The sequence below is a fragment of the Flavobacterium flevense genome (genome assembly GCF_900142775.1).
Taxonomy (GTDB): domain Bacteria; phylum Bacteroidota; class Bacteroidia; order Flavobacteriales; family Flavobacteriaceae; genus Flavobacterium; species Flavobacterium flevense.
Window position 1 is genome coordinate 621852 of the sequence record NZ_FRCC01000001.1, and the last position, 20110, is coordinate 641961.

17 protein-coding genes and 1 riboswitch are annotated in these 20110 nt (G+C 34.7%); of the genes, 14 read left to right on the forward strand and 3 right to left on the reverse strand.

The genetic code is table 11. From position 1 onward, the window contains the following. Positions 1 to 18: 18 nt before the first annotated feature. Together BUB89_RS02730 and BUB89_RS02735 are read left to right on the forward strand one after the other, a co-directional pair. Positions 19 to 3297, forward strand: a complete 3279-nt coding sequence (locus tag BUB89_RS02730; protein WP_073241606.1) for a glycosyltransferase family 117 protein — start codon at positions 19 to 21, stop codon at positions 3295 to 3297. A gap of 403 nt (positions 3298 to 3700) precedes the next feature. Beyond that, positions 3701 to 4366 carry a polysaccharide deacetylase family protein gene (locus BUB89_RS02735; RefSeq protein ID WP_073241608.1) on the forward strand — a complete coding sequence of 222 codons (666 nt, stop codon included), beginning with the start codon at positions 3701 to 3703 and terminating at the stop codon, positions 4364 to 4366. On the opposite strand, the gene BUB89_RS02740 is transcribed toward BUB89_RS02735, so the two are convergent. Together BUB89_RS02740 and BUB89_RS02745 are read right to left on the reverse strand one after the other, a co-directional pair. Beyond that, positions 4363 to 4659, reverse strand: coding sequence for a thioredoxin family protein (locus BUB89_RS02740; RefSeq protein ID WP_073241610.1), 297 nt, complete (start codon positions 4657 to 4659; stop codon positions 4363 to 4365). The two genes, BUB89_RS02735 and BUB89_RS02740, sit on opposite strands and share 4 nt — an antisense overlap. A 77-nt stretch (positions 4660 to 4736) precedes the next feature. Continuing rightward, on the reverse strand, positions 4737 to 5972 hold the full coding sequence (locus BUB89_RS02745; protein WP_073241612.1) for a metallophosphoesterase: 1236 nt from the start codon (positions 5970 to 5972) through the stop codon (positions 4737 to 4739). A gap of 387 nt (positions 5973 to 6359) precedes the next feature. On the opposite strand from BUB89_RS02745, the gene BUB89_RS02750 reads away from it, so the two are divergent. The 4 genes from BUB89_RS02750 to BUB89_RS02765 all read left to right on the forward strand — a co-directional run bounded on the left by BUB89_RS02750 (position 6360) and on the right by BUB89_RS02765 (position 11974). Further along, on the forward strand, positions 6360 to 7928 hold the full coding sequence (locus BUB89_RS02750) for an anti-phage dCTP deaminase (protein WP_073241614.1): 1569 nt from the start codon (positions 6360 to 6362) through the stop codon (positions 7926 to 7928). Between the two features lie 6 nt (positions 7929 to 7934). Next, positions 7935 to 8171, forward strand: coding sequence for a hypothetical protein (locus tag BUB89_RS02755; protein ID WP_073241616.1), 237 nt, complete (start codon positions 7935 to 7937; stop codon positions 8169 to 8171). A 507-nt stretch (positions 8172 to 8678) separates the two neighbouring features. Then, positions 8679 to 11540 (forward strand): DNA polymerase I, encoded by a 2862-nt coding sequence (gene polA / locus BUB89_RS02760; RefSeq protein ID WP_073241618.1) that lies wholly within the window; start codon positions 8679 to 8681, stop codon positions 11538 to 11540. A 77-nt stretch (positions 11541 to 11617) separates the two neighbouring features. After that, positions 11618 to 11974, forward strand: coding sequence for a hypothetical protein (locus BUB89_RS02765; RefSeq protein WP_073241621.1), 357 nt, complete (start codon positions 11618 to 11620; stop codon positions 11972 to 11974). 65 nt (positions 11975 to 12039) lie between these two features. On the opposite strand, the gene BUB89_RS02770 is transcribed toward BUB89_RS02765, so the two are convergent. Beyond that, on the reverse strand, positions 12040 to 13089 hold the full coding sequence (locus BUB89_RS02770) for a LacI family DNA-binding transcriptional regulator (protein ID WP_073241623.1): 1050 nt from the start codon (positions 13087 to 13089) through the stop codon (positions 12040 to 12042). 343 nt (positions 13090 to 13432) lie between these two features. Here BUB89_RS02770 and rplM point away from each other — a divergent pair, with 343 nt between their 5' ends. The 8 genes from rplM to thiC all read left to right on the forward strand — a co-directional run bounded on the left by rplM (position 13433) and on the right by thiC (position 20063). Then, the gene (gene rplM, locus BUB89_RS02775; RefSeq protein WP_073241625.1) at positions 13433 to 13888 is read left to right on the forward strand and encodes a 50S ribosomal protein L13; all 456 of its coding nucleotides are present in this window, start codon (positions 13433 to 13435) and stop codon (positions 13886 to 13888) included. Next, the gene (gene rpsI, locus BUB89_RS02780; protein ID WP_024980376.1) at positions 13888 to 14274 is read left to right on the forward strand and encodes a 30S ribosomal protein S9; all 387 of its coding nucleotides are present in this window, start codon (positions 13888 to 13890) and stop codon (positions 14272 to 14274) included. Before rplM ends, rpsI begins: the two co-directional genes overlap by 1 nt. 172 nt (positions 14275 to 14446) lie before the next feature. Beyond that, positions 14447 to 15229, forward strand: coding sequence for a 30S ribosomal protein S2 (gene rpsB, locus BUB89_RS02785; RefSeq protein WP_073241626.1), 783 nt, complete (start codon positions 14447 to 14449; stop codon positions 15227 to 15229). Positions 15230 to 15356: 127 nt separating this feature from the next. Continuing rightward, the gene (tsf, locus tag BUB89_RS02790) at positions 15357 to 16319 is read left to right on the forward strand and encodes a translation elongation factor Ts (RefSeq protein WP_073241628.1); all 963 of its coding nucleotides are present in this window, start codon (positions 15357 to 15359) and stop codon (positions 16317 to 16319) included. A gap of 128 nt (positions 16320 to 16447) precedes the next feature. Then, the gene (locus BUB89_RS02795; RefSeq protein WP_073241630.1) at positions 16448 to 17095 is read left to right on the forward strand and encodes a queuosine precursor transporter; all 648 of its coding nucleotides are present in this window, start codon (positions 16448 to 16450) and stop codon (positions 17093 to 17095) included. A 2-nt stretch (positions 17096 to 17097) separates the two neighbouring features. Next, the gene (locus BUB89_RS02800) at positions 17098 to 17661 is read left to right on the forward strand and encodes a DNA-3-methyladenine glycosylase I (RefSeq protein ID WP_073241633.1); all 564 of its coding nucleotides are present in this window, start codon (positions 17098 to 17100) and stop codon (positions 17659 to 17661) included. A gap of 87 nt (positions 17662 to 17748) precedes the next feature. Next, positions 17749 to 17844: riboswitch (TPP riboswitch) on the forward strand. 64 nt (positions 17845 to 17908) lie between these two features. Continuing rightward, the gene (gene thiS, locus BUB89_RS02805; protein WP_073241635.1) at positions 17909 to 18115 is read left to right on the forward strand and encodes a sulfur carrier protein ThiS; all 207 of its coding nucleotides are present in this window, start codon (positions 17909 to 17911) and stop codon (positions 18113 to 18115) included. A 124-nt stretch (positions 18116 to 18239) separates the two neighbouring features. Then, positions 18240 to 20063, forward strand: a complete 1824-nt coding sequence (gene thiC / locus BUB89_RS02810) for a phosphomethylpyrimidine synthase ThiC (RefSeq protein WP_073241637.1) — start codon at positions 18240 to 18242, stop codon at positions 20061 to 20063. The last annotated feature ends 47 nt before the right edge of the window (positions 20064 to 20110 follow it).

Below are 20110 nucleotides of genomic sequence, written 5' to 3' on the forward strand. Positions count from 1 at the left end.
TTAACTAAAATTTATTACATGAATAAGGAGTCTTTCAATTTCAAAAAATGGAATACCATCATAGGATGGATTGCATTTGGAATCGCATTAATAACCTATTCTCTTACTGTTGAGCCCACAATGAGCTTTTGGGATTGTGGAGAATATATAGCCACAGCAGCAAAACTGGAAGTGGGACATCCGCCCGGTGCCCCTTTATTTCAAATGATTGGCGCTTTCTTTGCCATGTTTGCCGCAAGCCCTCAACATGTTGCTTTAATGGTTAATATGACTTCTGTTTTTTCGAGTGCTTTTACTATCCTTTTCATGTTTTGGTCATCCACGATGATCCTGAGAAAAATCATCTCAAATTCTGAAGACACCAATAAAAATAACAATATTGTAATTTTAGGAAGTTCTTTTGTAGGTGCTTTAGCTTACACTTTCTCTGATAGTTTTTGGTATAATGCTGTTGAAGCCGAAGTATATGCAATGGCATCTCTACTGATAGCCTTACTTTTTTGGCTGGGTTTACGTTGGGAACAAGACATGGATAAACCAAGAGGAAACAAATGGCTACTTATTATTTCACTAGTAGTAGGACTTTCATTTGGAGTGCATTTTATGGCATTATTGACTATTCCGGCTATTGGATTTTTATATTACTTTAAAAATTATAAGACTATAACCATCAAAAACTTCATTATTGCTAATGTGGTCGTGATTTCTGTTTTATTATTTATTTTTAAATTACTGCTTCCATTAACTATGGCATTTTTTGCAGAAGCAGAAGTTTTCACTGTAAACAGTCTGGGAATGCCGTTTAACTCCGGAACTATTTTAGCTGCATTGGCACTAATTGCCGCTTTTTATTTTGGTTTAAAATTCACTAGAGACAAGGGTTTAGTAACTTACAACACACTTATACTTTGTATATTATTTATCCTAATTGGTTTCTCTACCTGGTTAATGTTGCCTATTCGTGCTAATGCAAATGTTATTATAAACGAAAACAGGCCTTCAGATGCCCGTGAGGTTTTAGCGTATTACAACAGAGAACAATATGGTTCTAATCCATTGTTTTATGGCCCTCAATACACCGAAACTTTTGCAGGTTTAGACCCGGATAATCCTTACCGTGACAAAGCTCCTAACTATGAGAGAGATTACAAAACAGGAAAATATGTTATTGTAAACAACTATAAAAATGCAGAACAAAATAGTGATGATGCTCAAAAGGCCTTCTTACCCCGAATGTGGAGCACCGCTAATATTGAAAACTATATTAATTTTACTAATCCGCCACAATTTACTATAAATCCAAATTATCCTTATGAAAATGATTTGGCTCGTTACGGAATTGACGCCAGTAAATTATCTGAAGAAGATTACAACAGAGCTACTGCTCAATTAAGAAATGAAGTAGAAAAAACCATTGCCGAATTCAGAAAAGCGTATGCTCAAAAACAAATTGACAATGAAGGCTATGTAAAATTTTTAAGAAGTTATAGTGATTATCTAATCATTGAAAAGCCTACTACAGCAGATAATCTTAGTTTTATGGCTGAGTTTCAATTTGGCTACATGTACTGGAGATACCTGATGTGGAATTTTGTTGGTCGTCAAAGCGACAATCAGGGAAGGTATGACAATCAGGACGGAAACTGGCTTAGCGGAATTAAGTTTATTGACGAAATTCATTTAGGTTCACAAGACAACTTACCTACAGACGCCTTAAACAACAAAGGTCGCAATGTTTATTATTTTATCCCTTTTGTTTTAGGACTTATTGGTCTAATGTATCATGCAGGGAAAGACTTAAAAAGTTTTTATGTATTATTAGTTCTATTCCTTTTTACCGGAATTGCATTAAAAATATACCTTAACGAGAGACCTTTTGAACCTCGTGAAAGAGATTATGCCTTAGTAGGCTCCTTCTATGTTTTTGCGATATGGATAGGACTTGGAGTTTATTCGATATACGAAAGCGCTACTAAATACCTGAACGCAAAAATTGCTGCTCCCGTAATTATAGCAGCCTCTTTGTTAGCAGCACCGGTTTTAATGGCTTCTGAAAACTGGGATGATCATGATCGTTCCGGTAAATATACTGCTTTAGCAATGGCAAAAGCGTATTTAAATTCATGTGATCCCGATGCTATTTTATTCACCATTGGAGACAATGACACCTTCCCGTTATGGTATGCTCAGGAAATTGAAAGCATCAGAACCGATGTTAAAATTGTAAACACCAGCCTTTTCATGACCGACTGGTACATTGATCAGATGAAAACCAAAACTTACGAATCCGATCCGTTACCTATCTCGTTTACACACGACCAGTATGTAGGAGATAAACTGGATTATGTGGTAAGCATTCCTAAAATAAAAAGCCGCTGGAGCGTAAAAGGATTTATGGATTTTATCAAACATCCTAAATCAACAGTTGACATGCAAAACGGACAAACCATTCATTTCTACCCTACCAATCAGGTGAGAATTCCGGTTGACAAAAATGCTATTATTAAAAGCAAAATGGTGTCTGAGAAAGATTATGACTCCATTGTTCCTTACATCGATATCGACATTCAGGGAAGTGCCTTATACAAGAACAGACTAATGATGCTTGATCTTATTGCTAACAATAACTGGAAAAGACCTATTTATTTTAGCGGAGGAGCTTTTGAAGACGAAGAATACTTATGGATGAAAGATTACCTTCAACTGGATGGTATGGTTTACAAACTAATTCCTGTAAGAACCACTATCCCTAAAGATGGAAACCCTATGGAAATGGGTAAAATTGATTCTGATAAAATGTACAGCATCGTGATGAAATGGGACTGGGGCAATAGTAATGGTGACATTTACCACGACCCTGAAACGCGTCGTGAAAGTATTACTTACAGAACTAATCTTTCCCGATTAATGGATCAATTGATAAAAGAAGGTAAAATTGACAAAGCTAAAAAAGTAATTAATTTAGCTATGGAGAAAATGCCTGTAGATAAATTTGGTTATTATTCATTATTAGAACCATTTGCAAACGGCTATTATCAGGTAGGCGAAAAAGCAAAAGCTCAGGAAATCCTTGACAAACTAACTGTAAAATACAAAGAAAACCTAAATTACTACAGCAAAATGGATGCTGCAGACCAATCTGATATCGCTATTGATATTGTTACCGATATTGAACGCTACAGAGCGTTATTAGGAGTAATGAAGAAAAACAACGATACCGCTTTTTTCCAGAAACACAGAACTACGTTCAACACTTATGTTACTATTTTTGAGCGTTTTGGAAGAGATAAAGAATAAAAGAAAATCTATTTTATAAAAAAATGTAGCAATCCTATCAAAAAAGATTGCTACATTTTTTTTATCTTTAATATATGGCTGAAATTTTTTTTAAGCATATAACCATCTAAAGGAAGCATAGTCTTATATCTGCATCAATTCAAATGATTTTTATAGTTTTTTCAAGCGTCAAATGTCCTTAGCTTCCGCAGTCGAGTGTCAAATGTTTGAAGAATACGTAAAAAGAAAATCTGTTTGAGCGTAGCGAGTTATTTTCTTTTAGTATTCGAAAACTAATTTGACCGACGAGGAAGTGTAAGACTTGATTTTTTTGTTTCTTTTTTGATCAAGCAAAAAAGAAAATTAGTTAACCAAATTAATCATAACATCCAAATGTCTCTTTAACATCACACCTTATTTACAAATGAAAGCTTATTGGGTTAAAACAAATCGCGTTATTAAAAAACTATTTTCTAACTATGTTTGGGACATTCCTAATAATGAAAACAAAATCTACCTTACGTTTGATGACGGACCAACGCCTGAAATAACAACATGGGTTTTAGATCAATTGGAGCGATATAATGCCAAAGCTACTTTTTTTTGCATTGGAAAAAACATAGAACAACATCCGGAAATCTTCAACAAAATAATCGAGAGTGGTCACGCGACAGGAAACCACACTTTCAATCATTTAAACGGTTGGAAAACAGAAGACAAAAAATATATAGAAAATTTCGAATTATGCGAAGCGGCTATTTCAAATCTACAATCTAAAATCAATCCCGATATTTCGGGACTAAAATCTAAAATCTTCCGCCCACCTTACGGCAAAATAAAAAGAGCCCAAGCTAAAAAACTCAGACAAAAAGGCTATAAAATAATAATGTGGGATGTGCTTAGTGCTGATTTTGACCAAAGCATCACTAAGGAAAAATGCCTGAATAATGTAATCAGTAATACCCAATCAGGAAGTATAATCGTATTTCACGATAGTGTAAAAGCTTTCAAAAACCTGGAATATGTATTGCCCAGAGTACTTCAATACTTAGCAGAAAATAACTTTTCTTTCGAAACTATAAAAACCTAAATCTGCTCCTGAACAATGCTTATTAGCGAATTAGCATCTAATTCTCCGGATTGTCGCCAAACCATCTGACCGTTTTTATACACCATCAAAGTAGGCAATCCTTTAATTCTTAATGCTTCGGCAAGTTCTTGATTTTTATCCACATCAATCTTTATTACTTTTGCTTTGTCACCCAGAGCAGCAGCAACATCTCTAATAACATCGTGCATAGAAACCGAAGATTCATTCCAATCTGTGTAAAAATCAATTAACACAGGTACATGTGCACTTATAAGTTCTCCAAATTTTGACATAAAACCAACGAATTAATTTTTTTAAATCTAAGAAAAAATAATCTTTTCTTACATACAAATGTAGCATTTTTAACTAATTATGCTACTTTATCCCCTTTTTTTAGTTCGATAACCGTAATTTCAGGCATAATTCCTACTCTGCCCGGGTAAGCATGAAAACCAAAACCCCTGTTTACATACACATAACGACCTAAATGCTCATACAAACCTGCCCATTGTGCATAGACATATTGTGCTAAACTCCATTTAAAATAACCCGGAATTTCAATACCAAACTGCATTCCGTGGGTATGCCCTGAAAAGGTTAAATGAAAATTCTTTGCATGCTCTTTTACTTCAAAATCCCAATGACTTGGATCATGACTCATCAGGATTTTAAAATCTTTTTCGCCTAAAGCCTCCGAAGCTTTATTTAAATCACCTGCTTTCTTAAAATTATTCCCCCAGTTTTCAACACCTACTAAGGCAATTTTAGCATCATTTCTTTCGATAAATGTATGTTCGTTCAACAGCAGTTTAAAATCAATCTGGCTGTACAAATCTTTAATATCTTTAAAATTTTGGGCTTTATCAGCTTCCGTTGGCCAACTTACATATTCGCCATAATCATGATTCCCCAGAACAGAATATTTACCGTATTCGTGTTTTTTAATCCGTTTAAAAGTCTCAATCCACGGATGCATTTCAGTAGCATGCGTATTGACAATATCACCCGTAAACAAAATCATATCCGAATCCTGCTCATTAATCAGGTCAATAGCATAATTAATTTTCTCCGGATTATCAAAACTTCCGGAATGCACATCCGAAATTTGAGTTATCTTAAAACCATCAAACGCATCGGGCAAATCAGGAAAAAAAATACGTTGTTTAATCACCTTATAATTGTATTTCCCAATGGTCACCCCATACAGCAACGACAAAAACGGAATAGCAGCCAGACCTAAACCCAACTGACTTATAAACCTGCGTCTGTCAGGCATTATTTCACTCCGTGGCGAATTATACATACAATAATTAACCACACTCGCTCCTACTCTAAAAATATCTTCACCTAATAAAACAATGGCCAACACAATTTTAGGAACATAAACTACCAGCATTAGCCCCATCATAAACATAGTGTTATGCGTTTGTCCCACCGAACGATCAAAAGTGCTGAAAGAATAAACGATATAAACTAAAACCGCCAAACTTAATATACCATAAGCAACTAAAAACCATCGCTCTTTCAATACGGTTTTAACAGCCTGAAAAGCATACAATTCTATCACAAAAAGAAAAACTACAAAAAACAGCAATCTAAAACCCATTTTATATTTTTTACACAAAATAACAACATCTTCCCCATAATTTAGAAAATCTTAAACAAACTTTAACTTGATACCCTGTTTTTTAGGAGCAGAATGATAAAACATTTCATCATGTTCTCTCCTGCTCTCCGCTCTATCTTTTTATTTTGTCATCCTGAGCTTAGCCTGTCCAGAGTTCATGGAAGGATCGAAGGACAAAATAAAAAGGATGCCGCTGCGATCAGGGCTAATAATTACGATTTGATTTCATAATTAATTTTGTAAGAATATTTTAATATATTTGAGAAAACAAACAACAAATAAATTAGACACAAATCTAACAATTGAGATTGTAGTTTTCTGTAACTTAAAAAAACTCAAATTAACAACCAAAAACTAGATAAAAACATGGGTGAACTTGCAATAAAATCTCCAACTCTATTTAAATCTGAAAATAGTAAATCAACATTAGAAAAATTTGAAAAAACATTAACTGAAGAACTTATTATTGGTATTTGTTCTCCAATTGGTTCACTAAAAGAAAAAGTCTTAGAAAACTTAAAATATAAAATAGAGACTGATTATCAATACGAAGAGGTTAAAATACTTAAGTTAAGTGAGTTCATTGAAGAGTATGAATTTACTGAAGAAGAAAAAAATGAAATCCCTAAAGTTCGTACGAATGCTAGCGCTATTTTTTCTGAATATTACAACAAAATTAATAAAGGAAATATAATTAGAAAACATAATAATAATGAAAGGCTCGCAGAATATGCTGTAAAAAAAATACATGTTGATAGAGTTGCTAAAACAAAAGAACAAAAAGGTTTAAAAGATCAAAATCCCAAATCAACAGATTATGAATCAAGAAGAGTCTGTTACATTATTGATTCTATTAAGACTAAAGAAGAACTTTATTTATTAAGAAAAATATACTCTGAAAACTTTTATCTAATTAGTGTGTTTTCATCATTAGAAGACAGAAAAGCAAACCTTAAAACGAAGAATTTTAAAAATACGGAAATTGAAGAAATTATTGAAATTGATGATAGACAAAACTATAAATATGGTCAAAATGTTAGAGATGTTTTTGTAGAAGGAGATTTATTCATTAGAGTAAGCAAAGGCAATATTCCAAAAATAGATCATAAAATTTCTAGATTTCTACATTTAGTATTTGAAACTTCAATTATCACTCCTACAATTGAAGAAATTGCAATGTATAATGCCAAAGCTGCTGCTGGAAATTCAGCATGCCTGTCTAGACAAGTCGGTGCTTGTATAGTTGATGACAAAGAAAATGTACTATCTATCGGCTGGAATGACGTTCCTAAGTATGGTGGGAATTTATATACTTCAAATACTGAAAATGATCAAAGATGTTTTAATCATGAATTCTGTAGTAATGATTTTCAAAAATCTAAAGTAGTAGATAATATTGTTGAATCTATTCTTAATGATGAAGAATTTGAAGAATTAAAAAAGTCATCAAACATTGAATTCAGATTAAAAGAAAAGATTATTAAAAACACAAAAGTTAAAGATCTTATAGAGTTTTCTCGCTCTGTTCATGCCGAAATGCATGCAATAATTCAGGGTGCATTAACTACAGGCGATAAATTAATAGGTAGCCGTTTATTTTGTACTACTTACCCTTGTCACAATTGTGCAAGACATATTATCGCTGCTGGAATTAAAGAAGTATATTACATTGAACCTTATGTAAAAAGTTTATGTCTAACTTTACATGAAGATGCAATGAGTGAAAAAGAAGACAGTAATAATAAAGTAAAAATTTTAATTTTTGATGGAGTTTCACCTAATAGATATTTATCTTTTTTTACTAATTTTGCAGAGAGAAAAAATAATGGTAAATTAGTAAAAAAAGATTTAAAAACTGCAAAACCAAAAAGCAGCAAATCATTACAAGCTTTATCAACTTTAGAAGAACAAGCTGTAATCACATTAGAGAGTTAAAATTACATGAAAGATAAAAATATAATAGAAATTAAGTCAGAACAATTGACTATAAATTTTCCTTCTGATACAGAATATATTTGTTCAGAAAAATTTTCTATTATACAACATAAAACCGCAACTATTATAAATACTTCTTTTTCGAGCAAGGTAATAAGTATATCCGAGGCTATCAATATTCAGAACAAACAAAAAGAAGCTGAAATTGTAAATTATATAATAAATAATTCTAAAAGATTTTAATTCCCATCTGGCGCTCGATTGCATCGAGTGCCTACTTTCTTAAAAAAACAAAACAAAGCGTTTGCAACGCGGTTCATTCAACACAAAATTCAATACCAATTTCGATTATTAAATCCTGCAAGGTTTACAAAAACCCTGTAGGTATAAGTTTGTTTTTCAATTTAAATTCCTACAAGGTCTAAAAAAAGACCTTGTAGGAAAACAAATGAGCTACTTGATGAGATCCCTCATTCTACGGGATGACAAGATTGAGAATGTAAATGGAATACACAAAATACCATTCTTTGTCTTCAACCGCGTGAGTGATAGGAGCTGGCTACCGAAGTAGCGCGGATAGCACGACAGCAGCTAGAGAAAGGGGCGAATCACCGTAAATTAATTTTGCCCCTTTCTCTAGCTGCTGGCACGCCCAAATAATTAAACTCTGCTAAAAAGACACAGAATGAACCGGGAAAAAACAATGTATTTAAAAACCTTTGTTTATTTTTACATCCAAATTATTTCAATATGTCAGCTCAAAAACGTCTTTTTCTACTCGATGCCTATGCTTTAATTTTTAGAGGCTATTATGCCTTTATTAAAAATCCAAGAATCAATTCTAAGGGTATGGATACATCGGCCATTATGGGATTTATGAATTCGTTAATGGATGTCATCAAGCGTGAAAGACCGGATCATCTGGCGGTAGCTTTTGACAAAGGCGGCAGCGATATGCGTAACGAACTCTATCCGGAATACAAAGCCCACCGTGACGCTACACCTGAAGCTATTAAAATTGCAATTCCTTACATTCAGGCGTTGCTAAACGCCATGCATATTCCCATTATTGAAGAAGCGGGTTATGAAGCCGATGATTTGATTGGGACAATTGCCAAGCAGGCTGAAAAACAAAACTATAAAGTCTTTATGGTTACTCCTGATAAAGATTTTGCCCAGTTAGTTTCCGAAAATATTTTCATGTACAAACCTGCCCGTATGGGGAACGGAATCGAAATTTGGGGTATTCCGGAAGTTTTAGCAAAATTTGAAATCGAAAGACCGGAACAAGTAATTGATTATTTGGGAATGATGGGCGATTCTGCCGATAATATCCCGGGATTACCGGGTGTGGGTGAAAAAACGGCTAAAAAATTCCTGGCTGAATTTGGTTCACTCGAAAATTTATTAGCAAATACACATCAACTTAAAGGTGCTTTAAAAGAAAAAATTGAAGCGAATGCCGAATTAGGATTATTATCGAAAAAACTAGCTACTATCTGCATTGATTGCCCTGTAGCCTTTAACGAAACAGATTACGAACTTTCAACTCCGGACGTAGAAAAAACGGATGCTTTATTTCATGAATTGGAGTTTAGAAGAATGGCAGAACAATTTGATACCATTTTCAAAAGTCCGTCACAGGCTCCCCAAAATGAAACAGCTGCTGTTGACGAAACGAAGTTATACAAAAAACCTTCGCCTAAAAACGAAGAGCAATTTGACCTTTTTTCAAGCACACTTCCTACTCACGACAGCGAAATATCACACCTTCAATTTTATAGCACCTTAGAAAGCACGCCTCATTCGTACCAGATTATTCAGGGCGATTTAGGGCTTCGATTGTTATTGCAAAATTTAGAAAAACAAACTTCTGTTTGCTTTGATACCGAAACCACAGGACTGGATGCATTACATGCGGAATTAGTGGGAATCTCTTTTTCCTACGAAAAAGGAAAAGGTTTTTACGTTCCGTTTCCGGAAAATCAGGAAGAAGCACGAGCTTTGGCGGAGAAATTCGTTCCTTTTTTCGAAAACGAAACCATCGAAAAAATTGGTCAAAATATCAAGTACGATTTAAAAATATTATCGAATTATGGCATTCGCGTAGCCGGAAAATTATTCGACACCATGATTGCGCATTATCTGATCAATCCGGATATGCGTCATAACATGGATATTTTATCGGAAACTTATTTAAAATATTCGCCTAAATCCATTGAAGATCTAATTGGTAAAAAAGGAAAAAATCAAAAATCAATGCGCGAAGTAGCATTGGAAGACATTAAAGAATATGCTGCCGAAGATGCCGATGTAACTTTTCAATTAAAAGAATTATTTGCTGTAGAATTAGACAAAACAGCTACTCAAAAATTATTTGACGAAATCGAAATTCCGCTAATCCCTGTTCTGGCAGCAATGGAAACCGAAGGAATCAACTTAGATGTTCCTTTTTTAAAAAGCATGTCGGTCGAAATGGCTGTTGAAAGCAAGGCTTTGGAACAAAAAATATACGAAACCGCGGGCGAGAAATTCAATTTGGCTTCGCCAAAACAACTTGGGGATATTTTATTTGACAAAATGAAAATAGGCGGTGCCAAACAAAAGAAAACCAAAACAGGCCAATATGCCACCGGCGAAGAAGTCCTGAGTTATCTATCTAACGAACACGAAATTGTACGTGATATTCTGGAATGGCGCCAAATGGTGAAATTACAAAGTACTTACATTGATGCCTTACCAAACCAGGTTGACACAAAAACCGGACGTGTTCATACGGATTATATGCAAACTGTTGCGGCAACGGGACGTTTGAGTTCGAATAATCCCAACTTGCAAAACATTCCTATCCGTACCGAAAGAGGACGATTGATCCGTAAAGCTTTTATTGCCCGTGATGAAAACTACACCTTAGTTTCTGCCGATTATTCTCAAATAGAATTGCGTGTAATTGCAGCATTAAGTGGCGAAGAAAATATGATTAAGGCGTTCCAAAACAATGAAGACATCCACAGATCGACTGCTTCTAAAGTTTTTAATGTGCCACTTGAAGAAGTAACCCGTGAACAACGTAGTCATGCTAAAACAGTGAACTTCGGAATTATTTATGGTGTTTCGGCATTTGGACTTTCGAATCAGACGAATCTTTCCCGCTCTGAAAGCGCCGATTTGATTGATGCGTATTATAAATCATATCCAAGACTGAAATCCTATATCGGCGAACAAATTGATTTTGCCCGTGATCATGGTTATGTGCAAACGATTTTAGGTCGCCGCCGTTATTTAAAAGATATCAATTCGCAAAACGCTGTTGTACGTGGCGGTGCGGAGCGAAATGCCGTGAATGCTCCTATTCAGGGATCAGCAGCTGATATTATCAAAATTGCAATGATTAACATCCATAATAAGTTGACTTCGCCGAATCCCGATGGTTCGGGATGGAAATCAAAGATGTTATTACAGGTTCATGATGAGCTTGTGTTTGATGTTCACAACTCCGAATTAGAAAAAATCCAACCGATGATTAAAGCCGAAATGGAAAACGCTTTTAAATTAGAAGTTCCTCTGGTGGTTGATTTAGGAATGGGGAAAGACTGGCTGGAGGCTCATTAAGGAAGTGGGCAGTGTTCAGATTTCAACAGCAATAAACTATTTGATTAAAACGAAATTATCCCGAAAAACGATTAATAATGGAAACAGAATTATTAGGTGATCATTCAAAATATATCGAAGAAAAATCTGAAGATTTAACAACTAGATACAATCGATTTGGAAAAGATTTATATCGAGAAATTCAAAAAGAATTACCTGAAGTTTTCAAAAAATTAAAATATTACAGAGAAAAAGATGGATTAAGAACATTTCCTGATGATAGTTATGCGATTTTCGAAGATGGAAAAACAGAGTTTCGAATTATATTAGATCCAGATTGTGAAATAATATGCTTAGGCAATTTCGAAACTAATATTGAAATCGGAAATTGGAATAATGATTATTACAAAGAAGCAATTGAATTTATAAAAAAAGAATTTTTGAAAATTGAATAAATCTATCTGATAATTTAAAAAATTCAAGTAATTTAGTCAAAACCGACACAAAAAAATCCATTTCTTTATTTCTTAGAAATGGATTTTTTTTTGGTTCGGGAAGATTCTCTTTCTTTTAGATTGGTTTTGATAATCACCGTTTGATAAGGCAATTCATTTTCTTCATCGGCTTCTAAACGCTGAATCAGTAATTGAGCTGCAACTTCTCCAATTTCTACTCCGTGCTGACTTACGGTACTCAAACTTGGTGTTAATCGTCTGGAAGCTAAAATTCCGTCGGCAAACCCAATTATGGATAATTCTTCAGGGATTTTATAACCTTTTTTAATGCCGACTTTCAATGCTGCAACCGAATCACGTTCGTCTAAAGCAAAAACACCATCGATTGTATTGTTTTCGAAAATAGCATCAATTCTTTTTTTCATATCCTCTTCAGAATTGGTGCGAAGAATAATATTTTCATTTACGGCAATTCCATTATCGGCTAAGGCTTTCAGATAACCTTGGGTTCTTAATTTACCCACACTTAAATCATCTACGGAAGAGATCAGTGCAATATTTTTACAACCTGTATCAATTAATCGCTGGGTAACATTTAAGGCAGAATCATAATCATCGACCACTACTTTGTCACATTCTACTTCATCCGCAATACGGTCAAACATGACAATTGGTGTTCCTTCATTAATAATATCGATAAAATGAGAATAATCCTGAAGTTTTTGAGCTTCCTGAGATACGGATAATATAAAACCATCAGTTGTCCCGTTACTCAACATTTCCAGGGTATTGATTTCTTTAACTAAAGATTCATTCGAAATACAGGTAATCACATTATAGCCTTTTTCATCCGCTACTTTTTCGATACCACTAAAAACTTTGGCAAAAAAAGAATTCAAAATATTCGGAATAATAACCCCTATCGTTTTTGTCTTTCTGTTTTTTAAATTCAAACCAATGATATTGGGCTTGTAATTTTTGAGTTTAGCATACTCCTTAATCTTAATCTTGGTTTGGCTACTAATCTCCGGACTATCATTGAGTGCTTTAGAAACTGTAGAAACAGAAACATTCAGTTCTTTTGCAATTTGCTTCAGTGTTGCTTTAACTTTCATAATGAATTATTGTCTTACTTTTAGTGGATTGCTACCTCTTTTTTTTAGAAAAAAACATACCCTTATTACATTAAAAAAAATCCGATTGTGCCTTTTTCTTTCCATTGCAAGATTGCAAGATAATCAAATTCTTTTTCAAATCAAATGTATGATAATTTTAGAACCAAAAGCGTAAACGGAATTATAAAAAACAAGAAGCGTAACACGCCATAAATATTCATTTGATTATCAGCACAAAACCAGAAAAAAATTATTCATTTAAGGTATTTGGTTTTAAAATAATTAATTGTACTTTTGCAACCCCTTTATTGGGGATGGAATGTTTAATTAAAAAATTTTTATTGTGAACGCATTAAGCTACAAGACAATTTCAACTACAAAGGCAAACTCTACTAAAGAGTGGATCGTTGTAGATGCAGAGGGTCATAACTTAGGACGTCTTGCTTCTAAAGTCGCTATGATTTTAAGAGGAAAGTACAAGCCAAGCTATACCCCACACGTGGACTGTGGAGATAACGTAATTGTTATCAACTCAGAGAAAATCAACCTTACAGGTAACAAAATGGACGAAAAGATTTACATGCGTCATACAGGTTATCCAGGAGGACAAAGAACTTTAACTGCTAAAGTATTGCAAGCAAAAAACCCTGCATCTTTAGTAGAAAAAGCAGTAAAAGGAATGTTACCTAAAAATAAATTAGGAGCTGAACTTTTCAGAAATTTAAATGTTGTTGTTGGTTCTGAGCACAAACAAGCTGCCCAAAAACCAAGAACTGTTAACCTAAACGATCTTAAGTAATGGGAGTTATTCACAAAATCGGTAGAAGAAAAACCGCTGTTGCACGTGTTTACGTTTCAGAAGGAACAGGAGTAATCACTGTAAACAAAAAAGAATTTGCAACTTATTTCCCTACAGCTACTTTACAGTACAAAGTAATGCAACCAATGTCTATGACAGAAAACGCATCTAACTTTGACGTAAAAGTAAATGTTTACGGAGGTGGTGTAACTGGACAAGCTGAAGCTGTAAGAATGGCAATCGCTCGCGCAATGTGTGAAGTAAATGCTGAAAACAGAGGAGTTTTGAAGCCAGAAGGTTTATTAACAAGAGATCCAAGAATGGTTGAACGTAAGAAATTCGGTCAGAAGAAAGCTCGTAAGAGATTCCAATTCTCTAAACGTTAATATTGCCTGTCTTGTTCACAGGAGCAAGACTTTATTGAATTTATTATTGAATTTAAACAATGTTGTTGTTGTCTCACTGAGGTGAGAAATTAGTTTAGCATCTAAATGCATTTAGCCGGAAAACCGCCATTCATGCATTGCTTACTCAACAGAACGTAAACTAGTACAAAAAATGTCAAACAAAGTAGAAGTAAAAGAATTACTAGAAGCAGGTGTTCACTTTGGACACATGACTAGAAAATGGGATCCAAACATGGCTCCTTACATTTATATGGAGCGTAATGGTATTCACATTATCAACCTATATAAAACTGCAGCTAAAATCGAAGAAGCTAATGAAGCTTTGAAAAAAATTGCTGCATCAGGTAGAAAAATATTATTTGTTGCTACCAAAAAACAAGCAAAAGACATCGTTGCTGAAAAAGCAGCTGCTGCAAACATGCCTTACATCACTGAAAGATGGCCTGGTGGAATGTTAACAAACTTTGTTACTATCCGTAAAGCAGTTAAAAAAATGTCTTCTATTGATAAAATGAAGAAAGATGGTACTTTTAACACGTTGTCTAAAAAAGAGCGTTTACAAGTAGATCGTCTTCGTGCTAAATTAGAAAAAAACTTAGGTTCAATCGCTGATATGTCCAGACTTCCAGCTGCATTGTTCGTAGTAGATATCAAAGCTGAGCACATCGCAATAAAAGAAGCACAAAAATTAAACATTCCAGTTTTCGCAATGGTTGATACTAACTCTGATCCACGTGAAGTAGATTACGTTATCCCAGCCAATGATGATGCTTCTAAATCAATCGATAAAATTTTATCTTTAGTAACTGCTGCAGTTATCGAAGGACTTTCTGATAGAGGTTCTGAAAAAGAAACTGCTGAAACTACTGAAGCTGTTGCAACTGAAGAAGCTCCTGTAGCAACTGAAACTGCTGCTCCGGCAACTGAAGAATAAATAAATTTTTAAATTCCAAGTTTTAAATTCCAAATTCCAAAATCAGATATTAACGATCTGATAACGTTGGGATTTGGGATTTGAAGATTGGAATTTTTACTTTTAACATTAAAACACAAGATATATTATGGCAACAATTACTGCTGCAGACGTAAATAAATTAAGACAATCTACAGGTGCCGGAATGATGGACTGTAAAAAAGCTTTAGTTGAAGCTGACGGAGATTTCGATAAAGCGATACAAAACCTTAGAGAAAAAGGTCAAAAAGTGGCTGATAACCGTTCTGACCGTGAGTCTTCTGAAGGAGCTGCTGTTTCTTTTATTAATGCTGACAAAACTAAAGGCGCTATCATTACTTTAAACTGCGAAACAGATTTCGTAGGTAAAAATGAAAGTTTCGTAGCTTTAGCTAAGGAATTAGTGGAAAAAGCAATCAATTTCTCTTCTAAAGAAGAATTTTTAGCTTCAGATTTCAACGGAATCACTGTTGCTGAAAAATTAATTGAGCAAACTGGTGTTATTGGTGAAAAAATCGAAATCGGTGGTTTTGAAATCTTAGAAGGCGCTTTCGTTGGATCTTATGTTCACGTGAACAAAATTGCTGCATTAACTGCAATTTCTGCTCCTATTGCTAATGGTGATGTTTTAACTAAAGACATCTCTATGCAAGTTGCTTCTATGGGAGCTGATACATTATCTTACAAAGATTTTGATCCTGCTTTCGTTGCTTCTGAACTTGCTGCTCGTATTGCTGTAATCGAAAAAGATAATGAAGAAGCAAAACGTTTAGGAAAAACTTTAAAAAATGTTCCTAAATATATTTCTTACTCTCAATTAACGGAAGAAGTTTTAAAACAAGCTGAAGAAGATGCTAAAGCTGAATTAAAAGCAGAAGGTAAACCAGAACAAATTTGGGATAAAATTATTCCTGGAAAAATTCAACGTTTCATCTCTGACAACACTACTTTAGATCAGGAAAAAGCTTTACTAGATCAAAACTTCATCAAAGATGACAGTAAAAAAGTAGGTGATTATGTTAAAGGATTCAATGTTGAAATTTCAGGTTTCAAAAGAGTTGCTTTAGGTTAATCTAATTCAATTATAATTATATTAAATCCCATTTGTTCATTCGAATGGGATTTTTTTTGAATTTAACTTTTGTTGCATTATCCAATTTGAAATAAAAAACTAAATTTGGTTGAATCAAATCCCTTGAAATGTTTCAATCCAAAAAAGACACGGTTTATCTAATCCTTGCCGGAATATTTATAACTAATGCCATTGTAGCCGAATTAATAGGCGGAAAACTCATTCAGATTGGCCCCTTTATTATGAGTCTGGGAATCCTTCCCTGGCCCATTGTTTTTATTACAACTGATATTATCAATGAACATTTTGGAAAAGACGGGGTTAAAAAACTGTCTTTTATTACCGCAGGACTCATTGCTTATTGCATTCTAATTCTTTTCATTGGCACAAAAATCCCTGCTTTTATTACTAAAGAAACAGTTAATGACGAGCAATTCTATGCCGTCTTTGGACAAGGTATGTTCATAATGGTGGCCAGTATTATTGCTTTTTTAGCTTCTCAACTTATTGATGTTTCTATCTTTTGGTTTTTACGAAATAAAACCGGAAAAAAAATGATATGGCTTCGAAGTACAGGTTCTACCTTAATATCCCAACTTATTGATAGTTTTATCGTTTCAGGAATTGCGTTTTGGCTTACAGGTAAAATTACCACTAACCAATACTTCAACATGTCAATAACAGGCTATAGTTTTAAATTAATACTGGCTATTGCTTTAACACCATTAATTTATTTAGGACATCACCTTATTGAAAAATACCTTAATAATAACTAATTATGGAAAACAAAATACGTTGTGCCTGGTGCGAAAAAGACGATTTATATAGAAAATACCATGATGAAGAATGGGGAAAACCGGTGTATGATGATGCTACTTTATTCGAATTTTTACTTCTGGAAACCTTTCAGGCAGGATTGAGCTGGTACACGATTTTATCTAAAAGAGAAAACTTCCGCAAGGCATTTGATCATTTCGATTACCAAAAAATAGCGCAATATTCTGATGCTAAAATTCAGGAATTGCTTTTGGACGCAGGTATTATTCGCAACAAACTGAAGGTATATTCGGCAGTAACTAACGCACAAAATTTTATTAAAATTCAGGAAGAATTTGGTAGTTTTTCTAAATATATCTGGGCTTTTACTGATGGGAAACCCATTGACAATAAACCTAAAACATTAAAAGAGGTTACTGCTACTACTCCACTTTCGGATGCGATTAGTAAGGATTTAAAGAAAAGAGGATTTAAATTTGTAGGTTCTACTGTCGTTTATGCACACATGCAGGCAACAGGAATGGTTAATGACCATATTGAAAGTTGCTGGACAAGAAACCAGTAAACAGTGTTCAGTTTAGAAGTATTCAATATAAAATTGTTAAACTTCTAACTTCTAAAATCTTATTTCTAACTTTTTCATTACATTTGTCTCACACTTTAGGGGTGTCTGCAATCGCAGGCTGAGATTTTACCCTCTGAACCTGATCTGGTTAATACCAGCGTAGGGAAAAGTAAGATGACTTCCATAGTCCCATTTTTTGGGCAATTGTAGCCATTCCTAAAGTATTTTTTATCTAAAAAATGAAGGAATGGAACTAAAAATCAACAACCAAATCAAACAATTTCAGGCAAATGCACTAAGCATCCAAGCACTGCTCGATATTGAAATTCCACAAAAACAAAATGGCATTGCTGTGGCCATAAACAGTAACGTGATCCCAAAATCCAATTGGGACAGTCATCTCCTGTCCGAAAGTGACGACATCCTCATTATTTCTGCCACGCAAGGTGGTTAATGTGAAAATCCCAATCCCGAAGCCTCAGAATAAATCTCAAATTCCAATTATACTCAAGTAATAAAAAATTACCAATACAAAACCAGAAGTTATACAAAATGCATAACTCATAATTAAAAAAAATATGACAAACGAAGAACAAATATCCAGACAACCTTTTCCAAATTCGACCAAAGTATATATCGATGGAGAAATCCACCCGATAAAAGTGGCGATGCGCGAAATCAAATTATCAGATACTAAATTGTCAAGAGGCGGTGTTGAACATAATCCTGCTGTAACTGTTTATGATACTTCAGGTCCGTACACCGATGCAAATATTGAAATCGATGTTCGAAAAGGTTTACCACGTATTCGCGAACAATGGATTTTAGATCGTGGTGATGTAGAAGAATTAACTGAAATCACTTCTAATTACGGAAAAGAACGCCTGCATGATGAAAAATTAAATCATTTGCGATTTGAATACCTGCACAAACCGATGCGTGCTAAAAAAGGAGCAAATGTTACCCAATTACATTATGCCAAAAAAGGAATCATCACTCCCGAAATGGAGTATATTGCCATTCGTGAAAATCAGCGTATCGAGCAATTAGAAAAGCAAACCAAAGCCATGCAATGTCAGCACCCGGGACATAGTTTTGGAGCTAATACTCCAAAAAGCAAAATCACAGCCGAATTTGTTCGAAGCGAAATTGCCGCCGGTCGTGCCATTATTCCTAACAACATCAATCATCCGGAAAGTGAGCCGATGATTGTAGGGCGTAATTTTCTGGTAAAAATCAATGCTAATATCGGGAATAGTGCCGTAACCTCCTCTATCGAAGAAGAAGTAGAAAAAGCCGTTTGGGCTTGCCGTTGGGGAGCTGATACGATTATGGATTTATCGACCGGAAAAAACATCCACGAAACCAGAGAATGGATTATTAGAAATTCGCCTGTACCAATTGGTACTGTTCCAATTTATCAGGCTCTTGAAAAAGTAAACGGAATTGCCGAAGATTTAACATGGGAAGTTTTCCGTGATACACTAATCGAACAAGCAGAACAAGGCGTTTCTTATTTCACAATTCACGCCGGAGTTCTTTTAAGATACATCCATTTAACTGCAAATCGTGTGACTGGAATTGTATCGCGTGGTGGTTCGATTATGGCCAAATGGTGTTTGTTTCACCACAAAGAAAACTTTTTATACACGCATTTTGAAGAAATTTGCGAAATCATGAAACAATATGACGTGGCTTTCTCCCTTGGTGATGGTTTGCGTCCGGGCTCTATTGCTGATGCCAATGACGCTGCACAATTCGCCGAATTAGAAACTTTAGGCGAACTGACAAAAATTGCCTGGAAACATGATGTACAGGTATTTATAGAAGGACCGGGACACGTGCCTATGCACATGATTAAAGAAAACATGGATAAACAATTGGAACACTGTTCTGAAGCGCCATTTTATACTTTAGGACCATTAACTACTGATATCGCTCCGGGTTACGACCACATTACCTCAGCTATTGGAGCAGCAATGATTGGCTGGTATGGCTGTGCGATGTTGTGTTATGTAACTCCAAAAGAACACCTTGGTTTACCCAACAAAAAAGACGTAAAAGACGGTGTGATCACTTATAAAATTGCGGCTCATGCTGCCGATTTGGCCAAAGGACATCCGGGAGCTCAGTATCGTGACAATGCGTTGAGCAAAGCGCGTTTTGAATTCCGATGGGAAGATCAATTCAACTTGTCATTAGATCCGGATACGGCACGCGAATTTCATGATGAAACCTTACCGGCTGATGGTGCTAAAGTAGCGCATTTCTGCTCGATGTGCGGACCAAAATTCTGCTCCATGAAAATCTCTCAGGAAATTCGCGATGTAGCCGAAGCCGAAAAAGGAATGCAGGAGAAATCAGAGGAGTTTGTTGAACAAGGAAAAGAAATTTATATCTAGGAAGCTGGGAGTGGGAAGAGGGAAGCTGGGAGTGGGAAGTTAAAACT

Excerpts from the sequence above, each read along its gene's own strand:
- BUB89_RS02730 (WP_073241606.1), top strand. The coding sequence starts at position 19 with ATGAATAAGGAGTCTTTCAATTTCAAAAAATGGAATACCATCATAGGA.
- BUB89_RS02735 (WP_073241608.1), top strand. The coding sequence starts at position 3,701 with ATGAAAGCTTATTGGGTTAAAACAAATCGCGTTATTAAAAAACTATTT.
- BUB89_RS02740 (WP_073241610.1), bottom strand. The coding sequence starts at position 4,659 with ATGTCAAAATTTGGAGAACTTATAAGTGCACATGTACCTGTGTTAATT.
- BUB89_RS02745 (WP_073241612.1), bottom strand. The coding sequence starts at position 5,972 with ATGGGTTTTAGATTGCTGTTTTTTGTAGTTTTTCTTTTTGTGATAGAA.
- BUB89_RS02750 (WP_073241614.1), top strand. The coding sequence starts at position 6,360 with ATGGGTGAACTTGCAATAAAATCTCCAACTCTATTTAAATCTGAAAAT.
- BUB89_RS02755 (WP_073241616.1), top strand. The coding sequence starts at position 7,935 with ATGAAAGATAAAAATATAATAGAAATTAAGTCAGAACAATTGACTATA.
- polA (WP_073241618.1), top strand. The coding sequence starts at position 8,679 with ATGTCAGCTCAAAAACGTCTTTTTCTACTCGATGCCTATGCTTTAATT.
- BUB89_RS02765 (WP_073241621.1), top strand. The coding sequence starts at position 11,618 with ATGGAAACAGAATTATTAGGTGATCATTCAAAATATATCGAAGAAAAA.
- BUB89_RS02770 (WP_073241623.1), bottom strand. The coding sequence starts at position 13,089 with ATGAAAGTTAAAGCAACACTGAAGCAAATTGCAAAAGAACTGAATGTT.
- rpsI (WP_024980376.1), top strand. The coding sequence starts at position 13,888 with ATGGGAGTTATTCACAAAATCGGTAGAAGAAAAACCGCTGTTGCACGT.
- rpsB (WP_073241626.1), top strand. The coding sequence starts at position 14,447 with ATGTCAAACAAAGTAGAAGTAAAAGAATTACTAGAAGCAGGTGTTCAC.
- tsf (WP_073241628.1), top strand. The coding sequence starts at position 15,357 with ATGGCAACAATTACTGCTGCAGACGTAAATAAATTAAGACAATCTACA.
- BUB89_RS02795 (WP_073241630.1), top strand. The coding sequence starts at position 16,448 with ATGTTTCAATCCAAAAAAGACACGGTTTATCTAATCCTTGCCGGAATA.
- BUB89_RS02800 (WP_073241633.1), top strand. The coding sequence starts at position 17,098 with ATGGAAAACAAAATACGTTGTGCCTGGTGCGAAAAAGACGATTTATAT.
- thiS (WP_073241635.1), top strand. The coding sequence starts at position 17,909 with ATGGAACTAAAAATCAACAACCAAATCAAACAATTTCAGGCAAATGCA.
- thiC (WP_073241637.1), top strand. The coding sequence starts at position 18,240 with ATGACAAACGAAGAACAAATATCCAGACAACCTTTTCCAAATTCGACC.